Here is a 19,105-nt window from a genome sequence, read left to right as displayed (position 1 = left end):
GAAATGGCACAACCAATCGAACGTAAATCAAAGCCGAAAGCGGTCGGTCAACCGTCCTCGTCCTTTGAACGGAAGATGATGTGGCTGACAACGATCAGTTTTTTTGTCATCTTGATGGCAATCGGCGTGGGGACGATTGTTCGGGAAGACCGCATCAGTTCCCAACTGGAAAATCGATCCCTTGCACAGTCTGTCAAACCGACCGTCCAAGGTGTTACTTCTGGTGACGATATGGTGAAGCTGGAAAGTTATTTCACCGATCAATTAGTGTTGCGTGGAACCTTTGTTGAAATGCAGGCCCAATTATCAAAAAACATCCTGCGACAACCGTTCCGTAACGGCATTTATACGGCAAAAGACGGCTACTTGATTGAACCGAGTCAAGCAGCGCAACCAGTCGTCCCGAATGCTTTCCGACAGTTCACGAAAGACGTTGATCGTCCGGTTTACTTTGCCCTCGCACCGTCGAAAACAGTTGTCGCGGAACGTGATGGAATCATTCCGGATTATGTGGCTTCGAACGCGGAACAACGGTATCAGACGATGCAAGCCGGTTTCAAGCAAGCCGGTATTATCTCGATTCCCCTCGATGCTTTACAGTTGTCCGATTACTTTAAGACCGACCATCACTGGAATATAGACGGCGCCTATCAAGCCTATGGTGAAATTGTCCGAACAGTCGCAAAAACAGAACCGACGTTAAAAAAAGTGGAAGTCGATCCTGAATCAAAACGGGCATCGGAACATCCGTACTTTGGTTCACTCGCCCGGAAGACGACACTCGCGTATGCGAGCACAGGAGACAAAATCGAATACTATGGTGCGGATCAGTTTAAAGGAATCGATGTCTGCTACGACAAGAAATGTGGTCAACCGTTGATTGATGAGCAATTCATCAAGGAAGAGGGCGACTATGCCGACCGCTATGAAGTGTTCATGCGCGGTAATCACGGTATTTTGTCAATGACGTCACAGACGAAAGGACCGAAGTTGCTTGTCCTCAAAGATTCGTTTGCCAATCCGGTCCTGCCGTTTCTTGCCAAGAGTGCCAATCTTGAGGTCGTCGATGTGCGATACGTCAACAAAGATTTTGATGCATCTGAATTTGCGAATCAAAAAAACGTGGATGCCGTCGTCTTTTTGCACAATGCGAACATTAACGGATTAATGAAGACGTATCAGCAGAAATTGTAAAGGAGGTGCCGCATGAGATCACGTCTACGGAAAAAACAACCGCGTATCGGTTGGTGGATTGCCAGTGCTGTCTTGTTGTTGTTTGTCTTAACCGTCAGTGCCACAACCGGATTTGCATTCTTAAAGTTCCAGCAAACAGCAGATTCATTCATCACACCATTAAAAGGAGCGAAAAAGCTCCCGCTTGAGGTGATGCAACCGGTCAATGTCTTATTGATCGGAGTTGATGAACGAAAAAATGATCCGGGGCGAGCCGATGCGATCATGTTGTTGTCGTTTAATCCGAAAACGAAACAAGCGACCTCTCTTTCGATTCCGCGTGATATGCAAGTCACGCTACCAGATGGCAAAAAGACAAAAATCAATCATACGTATGCTTACGGTGGGGTGGAAGAGACGATTGAGACGGTCGAGCAGACGTTTGAGACCAAAGTCCCCTACTACGCCAAAATCAATATGGATGGATTGATTGAACTCGTTGACGCGGTCGGTGGCGTGACGGTTGATAATCCATCTGCGTTCAGTTGGAATGACCGCCGCCTGCAAAAAGACTACGCGAAAGGGAAAATCAAACTGACTGGACTCGAAGCAAGCGGATATGCCCGGATGCGAAAACAAGACCCGCTCGGTGATATGGGACGACAAATTCGTCAGCGACAGGTCTTGGAAGCAGTCGGTATGAAACTAGCCGGTCCTGATATTTTGACGAACTTGGAGGAAATCAGTCGGGTCCTGAAAAACAACTTCAGTACAAATGTTACGTTTTCAGAAGCAGCTCAACTGGCACAAGAAAATCAAACCGGATTTGAACGTCTGAAACCATTAAAATTGGATGGGGAAGGATATATCGCGAGTGACGGCGTCTGGTACTTTTTTGCCTCGGATCAATCGATGAAAGAAGCCAAACAGGCAATTGATAAACTGACGAAAAGTTAATTAAATCGTTAGCAAGGACTGTGTAAAAGGGAAGCTCTTTTACACAGTCTTTTTTCGATTCGCTTGTTGGTCCAAAAGTCTTATTTTCTTTAGTGAACTAAAATAAGCTTTGACAGATAAGTCGAACGAATGGAGAATGGAAATGAAAACGATTACATAAATCCAAGGAGGATACGGTATGAATCGATTGAAATCAGTCTGTGCAGTTGTGCTAACGTTTGCACTGATGTTTAGTTTGTTTCCAGTAAACGGTTTGGCACTGGAAAAAGGAAAATCGACACTCGTCATCATTCATTACAAAGAAGATAAAACAGCACCGAAAGATTGGAATCTCTGGTTATGGGCAAATGGACCTGATTACTTCCCGAATAAAGCACATGCCTTTAACGGACAAGATGCATACGGGAAAATTGCCGCTTACGAATTTCCGGTGGATCAGCCGGAAAAAATCGGTTTTATCGTCCGCGATGATTCCTGGAACAAAGATGCGGGTTCAGAAAACGACCGCTTCATCACAAAAGACATTATAAAAGACGGTGTGGCGGAAGTCTGGATTGAATCAGGCAGCAAAGACGTTTCACCTGTTAATCCGACGGGGGGCAGTGACGTCGAGTCCGTCAACACGAATATTCATTATTACCGGTATGATAATGACTACGAGAAATACGGGGTGTGGGCATGGCCAAACGCTCAGGATGGAAAACGGTTTGAATTTGACGCACAAGATGAGTTTGGCGCTGTTGCCAACGTCACGTTGACGAATGCGACGAAGGAACGTCTTGTCGGAATCATTCCTCACATTGAAGGATGGTCTGAAAAAGATGGGGCCGACCGTTTCTATTATGCAGGAGCAAAGGATATCTGGTTGATTGAAGGCGACCAAACCGTTTATTACAGCCAACCGGATATCGATCGGACACCAAAGTTTACAAGTTTCTTAGCAGATGATTTTAAGACGATGACGTTGAAAACGAACTCGCCGATCACGACAGAAGATTTAAAAACCCTGACATTCAAGGGACTCGTCAATCCGCTTGTTACACAAGTGGATGCGAAGACGTTAAAAGTAACTGTCACAACGGATATTGATTTAGCAGATGTCATTACGGTCTCACACCCGGTGTTTGGGGAAGGGATTTTAGAAGCAGGAAACGTCTTGCGGTCTGAAGCTTTTGACAAAAAATATGCGTATGACGGTAAACTCGGCACAACGTATCAAAAAGGAAAAACGACGTTCCGCGTCTGGGCACCGACTGCGCAGGCCGTCGAACTGGAACTGTATAAACTGCCAAAAAAACAAGCAGCGACAACCAAGGATATCGTTCGTGAAGTGAAGATGGTTCGTGGTGACCGCGGTGTCTTCAGCGTCACAATCAAAGGCGACCTCGACGGAACAGGCTACACCTACGAAGTCAAGCACGCCAAAGAAACGACACGGGCCGTCGATCCGTATGCGACAGCTGTGGCGGTTAACGGAGATCAAGGCGTCGTCGTCGATTTAAGAGAGACGAACCCGAAACGCTGGACAAAAGCAAAAATGCCGCTGAAACAAGCGACAGACGCCATCATTTACGAAACACATGTCCGTGATCTGTCGATGTTTGACGTCACAGGAGACACGTATGATTCAGGTATCAAACAAAAAGGCAAGTATCTTGGTGTCGTCGAGCCGGGAACACGTCTGATGAAAGACGGTAAAAAAACAAAGACGAAAACAGGACTCGATCATTTGAAAGAGCTCGGCATCACACATGTCCAGTTCATTCCAGTCTATGATTTCAATACGGCTTCTGTCGACGAGACAAATCCGTTAAAAACATACAACTGGGGATATGATCCGAAAAACTACAATGCACCGGAAGGCTCTTATTCAACGAATCCGTACGATCCAAAGGTCCGGATTAAAGAAATGAAACAAATGATTCAAGGATTACACGACAACGGACTCCGTGCTGTCATGGATGTGGTCTATAATCATATGTTTGATGCCAAAGCATCAAATCTCGATAAAATCGTACCGGGTTACTACTACCGCTACACTGAAGGCGGCGATCTCGCCAACGGAACAGGTGTCGGAAACGATACCGCTTCCGAACGGAAAATGATGCATAAACTGATCGTCGATTCGGTTGATTACTGGGCAAAAGAATACCGTTGGGACGGCTTCCGCTTTGACTTGATGGGGATTCATGATGTCAAGACGATGAATGCCGTCAAAAAGACGACAGCTAAAATCGATCCATCGATTCTCGTCTTCGGGGAAGGCTGGAGCCTCGGAACACCGCTTCCGGAAGCAGACAAAGCCAACCAAACGAATGCCAAACAAATGCCGGGTATCGCCCACTTTAACGATAACTTGCGTGATGCGCTGAAAGGCAGTGTCTTCGAAGACGCGGATGCCGGTTTCGTCAATGGTAAAACAGGTCTTGAAACACGAATTAAACGCGGAATCGTCGGTGAGATTACGTACAATAAAGACATCACCGGATTCGCAGCAGAGCCGAATCAAGCCATCACGTACGTCGAAGCTCACGATAACCACACATTGTGGGACAAGTTGAACTTAACGAATCCGAATGATACGGATGCGACGAAAACTAAGATGCACCGCTTAGCATCAAGCATCCTGCTGACGTCACAAGGAACAACATTTATCCATGCCGGTCAAGATTTCATGCGGACAAAAGGTGGCGACCACAACTCGTACAAGTCACCAGATTCTGTTAACCAGCTCGACTGGAAACGTAAAATGGACCGTCAAGCCGACGTCGATTATATGAAAGGACTGATTCAAGTCCGTAAAGCAAACCCTGTTCTTCATTTAGGAACAGCCAAAGATATCCGACGTTACCTGACGTTTAAAGATGTACCGGAGCAAGTCGTGGCTTATCAACTTTCAGATGATGCGCCTCAGCAAAAAACGGATCTTTACGTCGTTCACAATGCGAAACGTCAAGCTGTCAAGATGACATTACCAAAAGGAACATGGAACGTAATTGTCGACGGTAAAACCGCCGGAACAAAAACACTGAAAAAAGTGTCGGGCAGTGTTACAGTCGATCCGCTCAGCTCGTACGTATTAAAAAAATAACTAACCTAAAAACGTGCCGCCTCTGTGAATGACTCACAAAGGCGGCACGTTTTTTTAAAATCAAGGAAAAGTTAAGCGTAACGCTCGTCCTCTTCCTCTTCTTCTTTTAGGTTACCTTCTTCTGATTTCGCAACGATGACGGCACAGGCCGCATCACCCGTGATATTGACCGCTGTCCGCATCATATCAAGCAGACGGTCGACGCCAATGATTAAGGCAATCCCTTCGACAGGCAGGTTGACCGACTGAAGAACCATCGTCAACATGACGAGACCGACGCCCGGTACGCCGGCTGTTCCGACAGACGCGAGAACGGCAGTCAGGACGACCGTCGCCAGTTGCGCAGGGGATAAATCAACCGCATAGACTTGAGCGATAAAGACAGTCGCAACCCCTTGCATGATCGCTGTTCCATCCATGTTGATCGTCGCACCGAGCGGTTGAACAAAACTTGATACGGAACGCGGTACTTTCAGTTCACGCTGCGCTGTTTGCATCGCGACCGGTAACGTCGCGTTCGACGACGAAGTCGAGAAGGCAAACAGCATGACCGGTGCAAACTTTTTGAAGAAGAAAAATGGATTCATTTTTCCGAGCAGTGAGACGGTTGATCCATACGTCAATAAAGAATGGACAACCAGCGATAAGACAACGACCATCATGTAGAAGAACATGGCTTTAAGTGAATCAAATCCTTGTGCACCGACGGCGGAAGCAATCAATGCAAATGCACCGAGCGGGGCCATTTTCATGACTAGCCCGATCAAATACGTCATCAAATCATTTCCTTGTTCGATGAACGAACGTAACGTCGATGCTTTGCTGCCGAGGAACGTAATACCGAAACCGATGAAGACACTGAAGACAATCAGTTGCAGCATATTGCCTTCTGCCATCGAAGCAATCGGATTCGTCGGGAACATCCCGACGATCGTATTGATTAAACTTGTGTCCGGTAAGTTTCCTTGATCATACTTCAAGTTGTCTGTCGCAAAGTTCCCGAACGTACCCGGTTTGATCAGTAAGGACAAACCAAGTGCGATGACGATAGCGACCGCTGTCGTCGTCATGAAATAGCCGATGGCTTTTCCGCCGACACGACCCAGTTCTTTTGGATTTCCGAGTCCCATGACACCGAGGGAAATCGAGAAGAATACGATTGGTACAACAAGCATCTTGATTAAGTTCAAGAAGATGGTCCCGATCGGTTGAAGAGCATACTTATTTAATCCTTCATAAATCGACTTATCCGGTAATGTTGCGAGAATGATTCCGAGGACAACCCCGAGGATCAATCCCCAAATAATTCGTTTGGCTTCTTTCATAAAATGAGAACAACTCCTTTTTCAGATAACTGTGTCTATTTTGACACATCATTCACCATTTTGACAAAACATTTTAAAAATTTTAAGAAAACGCTTACAAATTATTTCGATTTTTTTTAGCGAAAAACCATGAATCTGTTGTAAATAACGGGTCGATATGGGACGATAGAAAAGAACAAAAAGGAACATCTCGGGAAGACTTCAAAAGCGGTCAAACAACTATTGACCATTTTGTATATTCCTACTATAATGTTGTATGACGTGTCTGACACGTTTCCTTTAGTCGGTAATATCGGAGGGAGGGAAAACTAGTGGAAACTCGTGTACGTAAAAATGAATCACTTGAAGATGCACTTCGCCGCTTCAAACGTGGTGTTTCAAAAGATGGTACGCTTGCTGAAGTTCGTAAACGTAAACACTACGAAAAGCCAAGTGTAAAACGTAAGCTTAAATCGGAGGCTGCGCGTAAGCGTAAGAAGTTCTAACGTAAGAGAGGGTGTATCCTCATGAGTCTTCAAGAGCGTTTGACAGTGGATATGAAGGAAGCCATGCGTTCGCGTGAGAAAGATCGTCTTACGACGATTCGGATGGTGAAGTCGTCCCTGCAAAATGAAGCGATTAAACTCGGTAAGCAAGAATTAACTGATGAGGAAGAGCTAACTATACTCTCACGTGAGATGAAACAGCGCAACGACTCCCTCCGAGAATTCGAACGCGCTGATCGTCACGACCTCGTCGAGAAGATTCAAGCAGAGATAATCGTGCTCGAAGCTTATATGCCAAAACAACTTTCGGAAGAAGAAGTTCAGGAAATCGTCAACGCAGCAATTGCGAAGACGGGTGCCTCAGCTCCTTCTGATATGGGGAAAGTAATGGGTGTCGTCATGCCGCAACTTAAGGGTAAAGCGGACGGTGCTTTAATTAATCGCCTTGTTAAACAACAACTGCATTAACCCGTTTTGAAAGGCGTCCTCCGGGATGCCTTTTTTTGTGCAATAAAATCGGAAAAATTCGAAAATTGGTAAAAGTTATGAAACCTTTTCTAAGATGAAAGCGTATATAATAATAGTAACAATGAGCCATGTTCAGAAAGATGAAACATGTTGTCGTCTGATTCTGATGAAAAAGGGGTGAACGAAGTAATGTCTTTTAGCTTAGGGATGATTTTAGCGGTCTTCATGATCGGTGTCCTCATGTTGCTGGTCGAGATATTCGTAACAGGATTCGGCATATTCGGTGTACTTGGCATCGCCGCAGTCCTTGCCAGTTTGATCATGGCAGGTGCGACAGTCGGCCAAGTTGGTCTAGCTGTCGGTTTGGCAGTCTTTTTATCACTTGCTGCCGGGTTTTGGGCGTATCGTCGGATTAAATCAAATCAATCGTTATTATGGAGAGGTTTGATTTTGACAGATTCCACATCGTCGGAAAAAGGATATCTTTCTCATCAAGATAAAGAACAACTGCGTGGCAAAATCGGAATTAGTTTAACACAGCTTCGTCCGGCAGGAACGATTGAAATTGATGGGAATCGCGTCGATGCCGTCACGGAAGGTAATTTTATCAACTCCGGTGAACAAGTGATCGTGCAAGACGTCACACACGGACGAGTCATTGTCCGAGTCCAAAAAACGAAGGAGGAGTCACTCACATGACACCCGAATTATTGACCGTGCTACTCATAACGGGAGGAATTCTTATTTTCCTCGCCATTTTCTTCACACTTGTCCCGATCCCGCTCTGGATCAGTTCACTAGCAGCTGGAGTCCGCGTCTCCATCTTTACATTGGTCGGAATGCGGCTTCGTCGCGTTACACCGTCAAAAATTGTTAATCCGTTGATTAAAGCAGTTAAAGCGGGTATCGACCTCAATACCAATCAACTCGAAAGTCACTTTCTTGCCGGTGGTAATGTCGACCGTGTCGTCAACGCCTTGATTGCGGCGCACCGTGCAAACATCGAACTGAGCTTCGAACGCGCAGCGGCGATTGATTTAGCCGGTCGGAACGTGCTTGAAGCCGTCCAGATGTCTGTTAACCCGAAAGTCATCGAAACGCCATTCATTGCAGGTGTTGCAATGAACGGGATTGAAGTCAAAGCAAAAGCACGAATTACGGTTCGTGCCAACATCGACCGCCTCGTCGGTGGTGCGGGTGAAGAAACCGTCATCGCCCGTGTTGGTGAAGGGGTCATCTCGACGATTGGTTCATGTCAAGATCAAAAAGAAGTTCTTGAAAATCCGGAAATGATTTCCCGGACTGTCCTTGCAAAAGGTCTCGATTCAGGAACAGCATTCGAAATTCTCTCGATTGATATTGCTGACATTGATATCGGTAAAAACATTGGTGCTGTTCTTCAAACGGATCAGGCAGAAGCCGATAAAAACATCGCTCAAGCGAAAGCGGAAGAACGTCGGGCGATGGCGATTGCAAGCGAACAAGAGATGAAATCGCGTGTTGAAGAAATGCGTGCGAAAGTCGTGGCGGCAGAAGCTGAAGTTCCACTTGCGATTGCCGAGGCATTACGTGACGGCAACTTCAGTGTGATGGATTATGCCAACTACTTGAATGTGACAGCTGATACAAAAATGCGTCAAGCGATTGGTGGTCAATCTTCGCCGAATGACTCACAATAAAGGGTGATCTAAGATGGAAAGTTTAATTTGGGTCGGATTGATGATCGCCTTCGGTGTCATCTCTGTCATATCCAAGGCAGCTGATCAGAAAAAAACGAGTTCTTCAACACGAGTTCCCTCGAAGGAATTTGGCGACTATGTCAAAAAAATGGTCGATCAAGTTGAAACCCAGTTACCGGAGGGACGTGATCTTCCTCCTGCAATCAAGCGGAAACAACAAAAACAAACACAACCGGTCAAACACCAACGGACCGAGTTGCAGCAGCGTCTGGATGAACGGGATCGTGTGAAAGCGCAAAAACAAGCGAAGTCAAACATCGGTAAAATTACGGGTAGCATTGCCAGTGATGAAATTGGCAAGCGGCGTAATCAGAAAAAAGGAATGCGTACGACACAAGAAGAGATTCGCCAAGCGATGATCTGGAGTGAAGTCCTCGGTCCACCGGTTTCAAAACGTACGTCGAAGTCTCCTCATCGTTAAGAAAAGGTCGGTTCTCGTGTAAATGAGAGCCGATTTTTTTTGAGGAAAAAGCAAAGTCAAGCAGGTGTTCAGAATCGCCTGCGGACGAATACAGTTAAAATGAGGAAACGACGCATAGAGGATGGGTTTTTCTTTCCATCTAATCTTCTTAAATGATAAAGTGGACTAGAACAGATTTATAGAGATGACGTACTGTTATCCATCATTAGGAGGCCAATCATAACGTGATATTCAATGAAAGAATCCCATTCGTATTTTCGAATTCAGAACAGATTCAAGCATTCGTAGGACCGAACGATGCCGTACTAAAAACGATGGAAGCGGAGCTTGAAGTCCAGCTTACTCATCGTGGTGATGAATTACTGGCACAGGCGGAAGAAGAACGGTCTGTCGTGTTAGCGAAACAGGTCGTCGGTGTCTTAAAACAACTGGTTGACCGGGGAGCCGTTTTGACGGAACGTGATGCGACAAGTGCGATTCAACTGGCACGACAAGACCGGGTCGATGAATTACTCGAACTATACGATACGGTCATCCACACGAATCACAAAGGGAAACCACTCCGGGCCAAAACACTCGGCCAAGCCCGTTACGTCCGGGGAATCGAAAAATGTGATTTAACATTCGGGATTGGACCGGCCGGAACCGGGAAGACGTATCTGGCGGTCGTCATGGCAGCAAAAGCCTTAAAAGAAGGATATGTCAAACGTCTCGTGTTAACGCGTCCTGCTGTTGAAGCAGGAGAGAATCTCGGATTCTTACCGGGGGATTTAAAAGAAAAAGTTGATCCTTATTTACGCCCGCTTTATGATGCGTTACATGACGTACTCGGCGTCGAACACACAGCACGTTTGCTAGAACGGGGTGTCATTGAGATTGCACCACTCGCCTATATGCGGGGACGGACACTGGAGCACGCTTTCGTCATTTTGGATGAAGCGCAAAATACGACAAGAGAACAAATGAAAATGTTTTTGACACGTCTTGGTTTCCATTCGAAGATGATTGTCACAGGGGATTTAACGCAAGTTGATTTACCGCGCGGGAAAGCATCCGGATTACAAGAAGCGTTGAATTTACTTGGCAATGTTCGCGGTATTCATTTTGAGCACTTTAGTTCGGCAGATGTCGTCCGGCATCCACTTGTCCGGAAAATCATTGATGCGTACAGTCAAGAACTCGATTAAAGCGCAACAGGTGAGTCTTGAAGTGGAAAGGAGACGAACGGATGCGCAAAGTAGGTATGTGGATCAGTCTGCTGACACTGGCATTTTACGTCATCGTTTCGACGATGATGTATGTCAGTGTCCGGCCTGAAGCCTTGTCAGCAGACCCATTTTCGATTGCGGAAGAAGACATTCGATCGCCATTGACGATTGAAGACCGGGAAGCTACCCGGTTATTAAAAGAAAATACGATAGCTGCGATTGATAGCCAATACACGATTAAACAGGAATATGCCGCACAGCAAATCGATAAAGTCGAGCAACTGTTTGCAAGCCTTAAAGGGATTAAAAAAGCAGAAGACGTCGGTCGAATCAAACAGCGTCTGCGTGGCACGGAAGCGGCAGACCTGTTACAGGATGACGAGTTACGTCTGCTTGCGACATCGTCTGCAGCGATGCGGACAACGACACGTGACGTTGTAATCACAGCTATCGAAGAAGCGATGCGGCAACGGATTTCTTCCGATGGTGGTGAAGTGGCGGAAGCGCGTGAGAATGCACGGCTTGATATTGAGCGGTCCGCCCTGTCGTTTTCGATGAAGGCTGTCGGGAAAACGTTGACTGATCAATTGATTGTCACGAACTATGTATATGATCCTGAGAAAACAGAACAGTTGCGTAAGCAAACCAGTGATAAGGTGGAACCGGTTTTGATTTCTGAAGGGGAAGTCATTGTCAAACGGGGAGAAGTCGTTTCCCAGGATGCGTACCGTCAACTGCAACTGGTCGGTCTGATTTCCGACCGGCAATCGTTTAAGCCTTTATTTGGAACCTTGATTGTCAGTGCGTTGATGACTTTGCTATTATTTGGATTCATTAGTCGGTCCAACTTACGTTATGCAAAGATGGGGAAAGTGAAATTGTTCAGCTTGGTGTACTTAGTTGTGATTTTACAACTTGTCGTGACGTATGGAATGGCTTTTTTGGCGGATGATATCAACCCAGCCTTGTATTTACTGACGCCGACAGCATTTTCAGCATTAGTTCTGCGTAATTTATTGAATGAACGAATTGCCTTATCAAGTACCTTGTTCATGGCTCTAGCAGGTACTTTTTTCTACAGTACGAACCAGAATTTCAGCTTTAATATCGCGATTTACTTACTGGTCGGCGGTTTAGTGGCCACCTATTTCCTGCGCTCCAGCTTGTCGCGCCGGCGGATTTTTGTCAGCAGCTTGACGATTGCTTTAGCAAACGTAGCTGTTTTCCTCGCTTTTGTACTCATGCGCAGCGGACAACTGGAAGTGAAAGAGACATCGATTCTGCTGGGATTTGCCGTTGCCAGCGGGATATTCAGTGCCATTTTGGCGATTGGATTATTACCGTTTCTTGAGATGACGTTCGGTATTTTAGCCCCGACCCGTCTTTTGGAATTGTTAAACCCGACCCATCCCTTATTAAAAAAACTATTGGTCGAGGCGCCTGGAACGTACCACCACAGTATGATGGTTGCGAACCTCGCCGAGACGGCTTGTGAAGCCATCGGTGCGGATGGGTTGCTCGCTCGCGTTGGTGCGTACTATCATGATCTAGGAAAAACACGGCGTCCACTTTATTTCATTGAGAACCAACATGGACTCAATCCGCACGATCGTCTGACACCGGAAGAATCTGCCCGAGTGATTCTTGCCCATACGGATGACGGGGTAGATTTGCTCGAAGAAGCAAAGTTACCGGGTGTCATCGTCGATATTTGTCGAGAACACCACGGCACATCATTACTCCGTTATTTTTATGTGAAGGCAACGGAACAAGGTGAAGTCAATGAAGAAGATTTCCGGTATTCGGGTCCAAAACCTCAAACGCGCGAAGCCGCAGTCATTATGATTGTTGATTCCATCGAGGCGGCTGTCCGGTCCATGAAGTCTCCGACGGAAACAGGAATTCAAGAGCTGGTTAAAAAAATCATTCGTGAAAAACTGCTCGACGATCAATTTTTGGACTGTGAAATGACGACACGTGACATTTACCGGGTCGGTGAAAGTGCCTGCCATACGTTGTCCGGGTTATTCCATGAACGGATTGAATATCCTGAATTAAAGAAAGAGGAACTTACATGAATATTTACATGACAGATGAAGGTACATTGTTGACGGAAGAGCAGCTAAAGTTAGTGGAAGCGATTTTGGTTTATACCGCAACAGAAGAAAAGATTGAAGCAAACAGTGAACTGTCCGTCACGTTCGTGACGAATGATGAGATTCAGCAAATCAACCGGGAATGGCGCGGGAAAGATCAAGCGACGGATGTCATCTCGTTTGCGATGGATGAACTTGGAGAAGACGAGATTGATTTTGAATTGCTTGAAGATGAGCCTGTTATTCTCGGTGATCTGATTATTTCCGTGGAACGCTGCCGCGAGCAGGCTTCGGAGTACGGGAATCATTTTGAACGGGAACTTGGGTTCCTCGCTGTTCATGGCTTCCTGCATCTCCTCGGGTACGACCATATCGAAAAAGCAGATGAAGAGGTCATGACGAAGCGTCAGGAGGAAATCCTGCATCACTTTGAACTGTACCGAGGAAAATTGTGAAGACGTGGTGGTTACCTTTCACCCATGCGATGAATGGGATTCGTCAAGCGATGAAGGAAGAACGGCATATGAAAGTCCATTTTACGATTGGACTGATCGTCTTGGCGGTTGCCCTATATTTACCGCTTACGTGGACGGAACGGGCGATTTTATGTTTAACGATCGGTGCCGTTCTCAGTGCGGAGATGTTCAATACCGCCTTTGAGCGGACCGTCGATCTCGTTACGGAAGAATGGCATCCCCTTGCAAAAGCGGCAAAGGATATCGCAAGTGGAGCTGTTCTTGTGTTGGCGCTTACATCGGTTGCGATTGCACTATGCATCTTCGTTCCATATTTGGTACAATAAGAATCCGGCCTTTTTTGGCCAATACCGTTCCTAAAAGGGGAAAAATGACATGAAAACAGAACAATTACTCGAGCAAGCTAAAATCGCACGCGAAAAAGCGTATGTTCCATATTCGAAGTTCCAAGTCGGAGCAGCTCTGCTTACGAAAGACGGACAGGTTTTCCATGGCTGTAATATCGAAAATGCAGCCTATGGTCTTTGCAACTGTGCTGAGCGAACAGCAATCTTCTCAGCATGGGCACAAGATGCACGGGAGTACGCAGCGATGGCTGTCGTAGCCGATACAGAAGGACCTGTCGCACCGTGCGGCCAATGCCGTCAAGTATTGTTTGAAATGTGTGACGCGGATATGCCGGTTTACTTGACGAACCTGACGGGTATCGTCACGGAAACGACAGTTGGGGCGCTCTTACCGGGTGCATTCACGAAGGGAGATCTTCATGTTTAAAGAAGGATTTAAATCAGGATTCGTTTCGATTATCGGTCGTCCAAACGTTGGGAAATCAACGTTCTTAAACCGAGTCATCGGACAGAAAATCGCCATCATGTCGGATAAACCACAAACGACACGGAATAAGATTCAAGGTGTCTATACGACGGATGACGTGCAAACGATTTTCATCGATACACCGGGAATTCATAAACCGAAACATAAACTCGGAGACTTCATGATGAAAGTCGCGACGAACGCGTTACGCGAAGTCGATGCGATTCTCTTTATGATCAATGTGACGGAGCCGAAAGGAAAAGGCGACGAATTCATCATTGAGAAGTTAAAGGATTTGGATACACCGATCATTCTTGTCATGAACAAGGTCGATTTGATTCATCCGAATGATATTCCGCCAATCATCGAATCGTATCAAAACGAATTGAACTTCGCAGCAGTCGTTCCGATTTCTGCTCTTCAAGGTAATAACGTCGAGCCATTGTTACAAGAAATCTCGAAAATCTTACCGGAAGGACCAATGTATTATCCGGCGGATCAAATTACCGACCACCCGGAACGGTTCATCATCTCGGAAATGATTCGGGAGAAAGTCCTGCAAAAGACACGTGACGAAGTGCCACACTCGATTGCTGTCGCCATTGATCAAATCAAGACACGCGAAGACGGAAATATGGTCGATATTCACGCAACCATTTTGATCGAACGGGATTCACAAAAAGGAATCATCATCGGGAAACGTGGTGCCCTGTTAAAAGAAATCGGTTCAGAAGCCCGAACGGATATCGAGATGTTACTCGGGACGAAAGTTTACTTGAACCTGTGGGTGAAAGTTCAAAAAGACTGGCGCAACAAAGCCGGTCAATTACGCGAACTCGGATTCCGCGACGACGAGTATTAAGCGATGATTGATAAGGCGGAAGGGCTTGTCTTACGGACGGTCGTGTATGGTGAATCGAATAAAATCATTACACTGTTGACACGTGAATATGGCAAGCTCGCCGTCATGGCCCGTGGTGCTAAAAAACCCGGCAGCCGTTTCAATGCGGCGAGCCAGCCGTTTATTCGAGCGGTCTACGTCTATCCGCGCTCACGTGGTCTCGGTCAATTAAAATCAGCAGACGTCATCACAGGTTATTCGAACATTCGCCAAGATGTATTTTTGATGGCGTATGCCATGTATGTGTTGGAACTTGCCGATAAGGCGCTTGATGAGCGGGTGCCGCAACCGGCACTCTATGATTTGTTCGTTGGTGGTCTAGAGGCGATGGACGAAGGGCTTGATCCGGATGTCGTTTCTTTCATCATCGAATTACGGTTATTACGGCATCTGGGGATTGCCCCGCATTTGAACGGCTGTACGATTTGCGGCAGTGCTGAAGCACCGTTCGCCTTCTCGCTCAATCACGGTGGTTTACTTTGCAGACGCCACCGTCATGAAGATGAACATGCTGTTTATTTGACGGAATCCGTGGCGAAAATGTTATATGTCTTTTCGGTGTATGATTTTTCCCGGATTGGCAAGGTGGAAGTGAAGCCGGAGACGAAACGTTTGTTGCGTCAAATCATGGATGCCTACATGGAACGGTACAGCGGACTGCGTCTTCGTTCAAAACGGGTTCTCGATCAATTGCTGAATCTCGGAGACGATTGACAGATACGCCGTACGTTCGGTAGAATAAGTGCGGAAGAACTAACTAAACGAACACGATGAGAAAAAGGAGTAACACCTGATGTTCAGTCAAGCGATTTCGGGATAGTGCGAGCCGGAAATGAAGCAGGTGTGAACGGCATTTTTGAGTGTTCCTGGTCAAAGAGTGGCATGCAGACGCATGCAAGTAGGGTGGAACCGCGGGCTCGTCTCGTCCCTATGTACAACCTTGTTGTACATAGGGACGTTTTTGTGTTCCCGCATAAATTTGGAGGTGGAAGTCTTGAAGATGACAGTACAGGAAATGATCTTAACACTGCAAAAATTTTGGGCTGAGCAAGGGTGCTTGACGATGCAGGCCTATGACGTCGAAAAAGGTGCAGGAACAATGAATCCGATGACATTTTTACGGAGTCTTGGACCAGAACCATGGAACGTCTGTTATACAGAACCATCACGCCGCCCGGCGGATGGACGTTACGGGGAAAACCCGAACCGTTTGTATCAACACCACCAGTTCCAAGTCATCATGAAGCCGTCACCGGACAACATTCAGGAACTGTATTTACAAAGTCTTGAACTGCTCGGGATTAATCCGCTTGAACATGATATTCGTTTCGTTGAAGACAACTGGGAAAACCCGACGTTCGGTGCAGCCGGACTCGGATGGGAAGTCTGGTTAAACGGAATGGAAATTACACAGTTCACATACTTCCAACAAGTCGGTGGGATTGAATGTAATCCGATTGCCGTTGAAATCACATACGGAATCGAACGCCTCGCGTCGTATATCCAGGATGTCGAAAGTGTCTTTGATTTGGTTTGGACAGACGGCTTTAAATACGGCGATATCTTCTATCAACCGGAATTCGAACACTCGAAGTACACGTTTGAGACATCGGATGTCGATCTCTTGTTCACATTGTTCGATCAGTATGAAAAAGAAGCAAACCGGGCACTCGATGAGAACCTGGTTTTCCCGGCGTATGACTACATCTTAAAATGTTCGCATACGTTCAATCTGCTGGATGCCAAAGGAGCGATTTCCGTTACGGAACGGACTGGGTTCATTCACCGCGTCCGGAACATGTCGCGCCGTTGTGCGCAAAGCTTCATCGAAGAACGGGAACGTCTAGGCTTCCCATTGATTAAATCGAAAGCTGGTGAATCGCATGCATGAGTTATTACTTGAAATCGGTCTTGAAGAAATGCCGGCCCGTTTTGTCTTACAATCCGAGACACAATTAAAAGAACGTGTGACGACATTTTTAAATGAAGCACGCATTACCTTCGACACGATTGAGTCGTTTTCAACTCCACGTCGTTTAGCTATTCTCGTAACCGGAATGTCTGAACGTCAGACGGACTTAGAAGAGACGCTCAAAGGACCGGCGAAGCGGATTGCTCAGGATGAAGACGGTAACTGGACAAAAGCCGCACAAGGATTTGCGCGCGGTAAAGGTTTGACAACGGATGATCTGTTCCTTCAAGAAGAGAAGGGTGTCGAGTATATCTTCGCGACCCGCAAAGAGTCGGGACAAGAAACAGCAACACTTCTGCCGGGACTGAAACAAATCGTCGAAGCGATGTCGTTCCCGAAAAACATGCGTTGGAGCACACAATCGTTACGCTACATGCGTCCGATTCGTTGGATGATCGCCCTACTGGACGATCAAGTAATTCCGTTTGAAGTGGCAGATGTGGCAACCGGGCGAACGTCACGCGGACACCGTTTCCTCGGACAGGATATTACGATTTTACGGCCGAACGCCTACGTCGAAGCGCTGGCGGGAGAACATGTCATTGCCAGTTATGAACAGCGTCGTCAGCTGATTGAAGAGCAAATTCAACAGCTCAGCGAACAAGAAGGATTTGAAGTCCCGATTGATCCGGCATTGCTTGAAGAAGTCACGAATCTGGTCGAATACCCGACAGCATTATTCGGAGCATTTGACGAAGCTTATCTCGAACTTCCGGAAGAAGTCCTCATCACGACGATGAAGGAACACCAACGTTACTTCCCGGTTAAAAAAGACGGGACGTTACTCCATTATTTCGTTACGGTCCGTAACGGGAATGCGACACATATAGAGAACGTGGCCCGCGGAAATGAAAAAGTCATTCGGGCACGTCTTGCCGATGCCCAGTTCTTCTATGAAGAAGATAAAAAAGCCGACATCGATGCCCAGGCAGCGCGACTTGATAAAATCGTCTTCCATGAAAAACTCGGAACGACAGGTGAAAAAGTCCGTCGTGTGCGCGAGATGGCTTTACAGTTGGCGGAACGATTTAATGCCGATTCGACGAAAGTCGAGCGGGCGGGAACGATTTATAAATTTGATCTCGTCAGCCAGATGGTATATGAATTTACAGAACTGCAAGGGATGATGGGCGAACGTTACGCCAACATGAAAGGCGAAGACGTTGAAGTCGCGGCAGCAATCCGGGAACACTACTTACCGCGCTTTGCTGGAGATGAAAGTCCAAGCACACCAACCGGTACGGTATTAGCCGTTCTTGACAAAATGGACAGCGTGGCTGGCTTCTTTGGTGTCGGTATGATTCCAAGCGGTTCTGCTGATCCGTATGCCTTACGACGCCAGGCACAAGGAATCGTTCAGATTCTTTCGGACCGTCAGATTGAGATGACGTTGTCGGAGCTGATTGATTTCGTCGTATCTGCTCAATTAAAAGCAGGTCTTTATCAAGCAGATGCAGAAACAGTTAAAGCAGCAATGGAAGACTTCTTTAATCAGCGTTTGAAGTTCCGCCTGTCGGAAAAAGGATACCGTCATGATGTCATCGAAGCGGCTCTTGATCCGAAGCTGACGGTCGAAGCCAATGAAAAACGGGCATCGATGCTTGAACAGGCCACACAACAACCAACCTTTAAGAAGACCGTGGAGCAACTCAGCCGTGTCTTAAACATCTCGAAAAAAGCCGAAACGGTTGTTGCAGTAAACCCGGCGCTCTTTGAAAATGATGCCGAACGTGACTTGCATGAACAAATCGAGCAACTGATTCCGAAAGTCGAAGCCGCTGTAAAAGCTTCTGACTATGACCAGGCGATTCGAGTCCTTGAATCGAGTGTTCCGGCCATTACGGCTTATTTTGATGGAACGATGATCATGGCGGATGACGAAGCAGTTCGCACGAATCGTCTCAGCGAGATGAAACGATTTGCGACGGCGATCGAACAAGTCGCACGATTCAATGCACTCACTTTAGTGTGAATAAAGGA

18 protein-coding genes are annotated in these 19,105 nt (G+C 46.6%); 17 read left to right on the top strand and 1 reads right to left on the bottom strand.

Going from position 1 to position 19,105, the window contains the following annotated elements:
- The first annotated feature begins 3 nt into the window (after positions 1-3).
- The 3 genes from R7V76_RS13610 to pulA all read left to right on the top strand — a co-directional run bounded on the left by R7V76_RS13610 (position 4) and on the right by pulA (position 5,221).
- On the top strand, positions 4-1,194 hold the full coding sequence (locus R7V76_RS13610; protein ID WP_318093177.1) for a DHHW family protein: 1,191 nt from the start codon (positions 4-6) through the stop codon (positions 1,192-1,194).
- A gap of 12 nt (positions 1,195-1,206) precedes the next feature.
- Positions 1,207-2,130 (top strand): LCP family protein, encoded by a 924-nt coding sequence (locus R7V76_RS13605; protein WP_318093175.1) that lies wholly within the window; start codon positions 1,207-1,209, stop codon positions 2,128-2,130.
- Between the two features lie 178 nt (positions 2,131-2,308).
- The gene (pulA, locus tag R7V76_RS13600; protein WP_318093174.1) at positions 2,309-5,221 is read left to right on the top strand and encodes a type I pullulanase; all 2,913 of its coding nucleotides are present in this window, start codon (positions 2,309-2,311) and stop codon (positions 5,219-5,221) included.
- 71 nt (positions 5,222-5,292) lie between these two features.
- Here pulA and R7V76_RS13595 read toward each other — a convergent pair whose 3' ends face one another.
- Positions 5,293-6,546, bottom strand: coding sequence for a dicarboxylate/amino acid:cation symporter (locus tag R7V76_RS13595; RefSeq protein WP_318093172.1), 1,254 nt, complete (start codon positions 6,544-6,546; stop codon positions 5,293-5,295).
- 311 nt (positions 6,547-6,857) lie between these two features.
- On the opposite strand from R7V76_RS13595, the gene rpsU reads away from it, so the two are divergent.
- From rpsU to glyS, 14 genes are all read left to right on the top strand, one after another.
- Positions 6,858-7,031: a 30S ribosomal protein S21 gene (gene rpsU / locus R7V76_RS13590; RefSeq protein ID WP_012369719.1), complete on the top strand. Its 174-nt coding sequence runs from the start codon at positions 6,858-6,860 to the stop codon at positions 7,029-7,031.
- Positions 7,032-7,052: 21 nt separating this feature from the next.
- A complete protein-coding gene (locus tag R7V76_RS13585; RefSeq protein WP_012369720.1) occupies positions 7,053-7,499 on the top strand; it encodes a GatB/YqeY domain-containing protein in 447 nt (148 codons plus the stop codon).
- Between the two features lie 207 nt (positions 7,500-7,706).
- Complete coding sequence (locus tag R7V76_RS13580; protein WP_318093169.1) at positions 7,707-8,198, top strand: NfeD family protein; 492 nt, start codon at positions 7,707-7,709, stop codon at positions 8,196-8,198.
- On the top strand, positions 8,195-9,178 hold the full coding sequence (floA, locus tag R7V76_RS13575; protein WP_318093168.1) for a flotillin-like protein FloA: 984 nt from the start codon (positions 8,195-8,197) through the stop codon (positions 9,176-9,178). The genes R7V76_RS13580 and floA overlap by 4 nt, the downstream gene beginning before the upstream one ends.
- Positions 9,179-9,191: 13 nt before the next feature.
- On the top strand, positions 9,192-9,659 hold the full coding sequence (locus R7V76_RS13570) for a hypothetical protein (protein WP_318093167.1): 468 nt from the start codon (positions 9,192-9,194) through the stop codon (positions 9,657-9,659).
- A gap of 224 nt (positions 9,660-9,883) precedes the next feature.
- Positions 9,884-10,846 carry a PhoH family protein gene (locus R7V76_RS13565; protein ID WP_131503954.1) on the top strand — a complete coding sequence of 321 codons (963 nt, stop codon included), beginning with the start codon at positions 9,884-9,886 and terminating at the stop codon, positions 10,844-10,846.
- A 41-nt stretch (positions 10,847-10,887) separates the two neighbouring features.
- A complete protein-coding gene (locus R7V76_RS13560) occupies positions 10,888-12,945 on the top strand; it encodes an HD family phosphohydrolase (RefSeq protein ID WP_318093165.1) in 2,058 nt (685 codons plus the stop codon).
- Positions 12,942-13,418, top strand: a complete 477-nt coding sequence (gene ybeY, locus R7V76_RS13555; protein ID WP_318093163.1) for an rRNA maturation RNase YbeY — start codon at positions 12,942-12,944, stop codon at positions 13,416-13,418. Before R7V76_RS13560 ends, ybeY begins: the two co-directional genes overlap by 4 nt.
- 29 nt (positions 13,419-13,447) lie before the next feature.
- The gene (locus tag R7V76_RS13550) at positions 13,448-13,765 is read left to right on the top strand and encodes a diacylglycerol kinase family protein (RefSeq protein ID WP_440137049.1); all 318 of its coding nucleotides are present in this window, start codon (positions 13,448-13,450) and stop codon (positions 13,763-13,765) included.
- A 49-nt stretch (positions 13,766-13,814) separates the two neighbouring features.
- Positions 13,815-14,213 (top strand): cytidine deaminase, encoded by a 399-nt coding sequence (locus tag R7V76_RS13545; RefSeq protein ID WP_318093159.1) that lies wholly within the window; start codon positions 13,815-13,817, stop codon positions 14,211-14,213.
- Positions 14,206-15,114: a GTPase Era gene (gene era / locus R7V76_RS13540; protein ID WP_012369729.1), complete on the top strand. Its 909-nt coding sequence runs from the start codon at positions 14,206-14,208 to the stop codon at positions 15,112-15,114. The genes R7V76_RS13545 and era overlap by 8 nt, the downstream gene beginning before the upstream one ends.
- A gap of 3 nt (positions 15,115-15,117) precedes the next feature.
- On the top strand, positions 15,118-15,867 hold the full coding sequence (recO, locus tag R7V76_RS13535) for a DNA repair protein RecO (protein ID WP_318093156.1): 750 nt from the start codon (positions 15,118-15,120) through the stop codon (positions 15,865-15,867).
- A 286-nt stretch (positions 15,868-16,153) separates the two neighbouring features.
- Positions 16,154-17,044 carry a glycine--tRNA ligase subunit alpha gene (gene glyQ, locus R7V76_RS13530; protein WP_012369731.1) on the top strand — a complete coding sequence of 297 codons (891 nt, stop codon included), beginning with the start codon at positions 16,154-16,156 and terminating at the stop codon, positions 17,042-17,044.
- Positions 17,037-19,097, top strand: a complete 2,061-nt coding sequence (gene glyS / locus R7V76_RS13525) for a glycine--tRNA ligase subunit beta (RefSeq protein WP_318093154.1) — start codon at positions 17,037-17,039, stop codon at positions 19,095-19,097. Before glyQ ends, glyS begins: the two co-directional genes overlap by 8 nt.
- The last annotated feature ends 8 nt before the right edge of the window (positions 19,098-19,105 follow it).

This window comes from Exiguobacterium artemiae (genome assembly GCF_033342815.1).
In the GTDB taxonomy this organism is placed as follows: Bacteria; Bacillota; Bacilli; order Exiguobacteriales; family Exiguobacteriaceae; genus Exiguobacterium_A; species Exiguobacterium_A artemiae_A.
The sequence above is the reverse complement of the archived record's forward strand: the minus strand, read 5'-3'. Positions and strand labels throughout refer to the sequence as shown.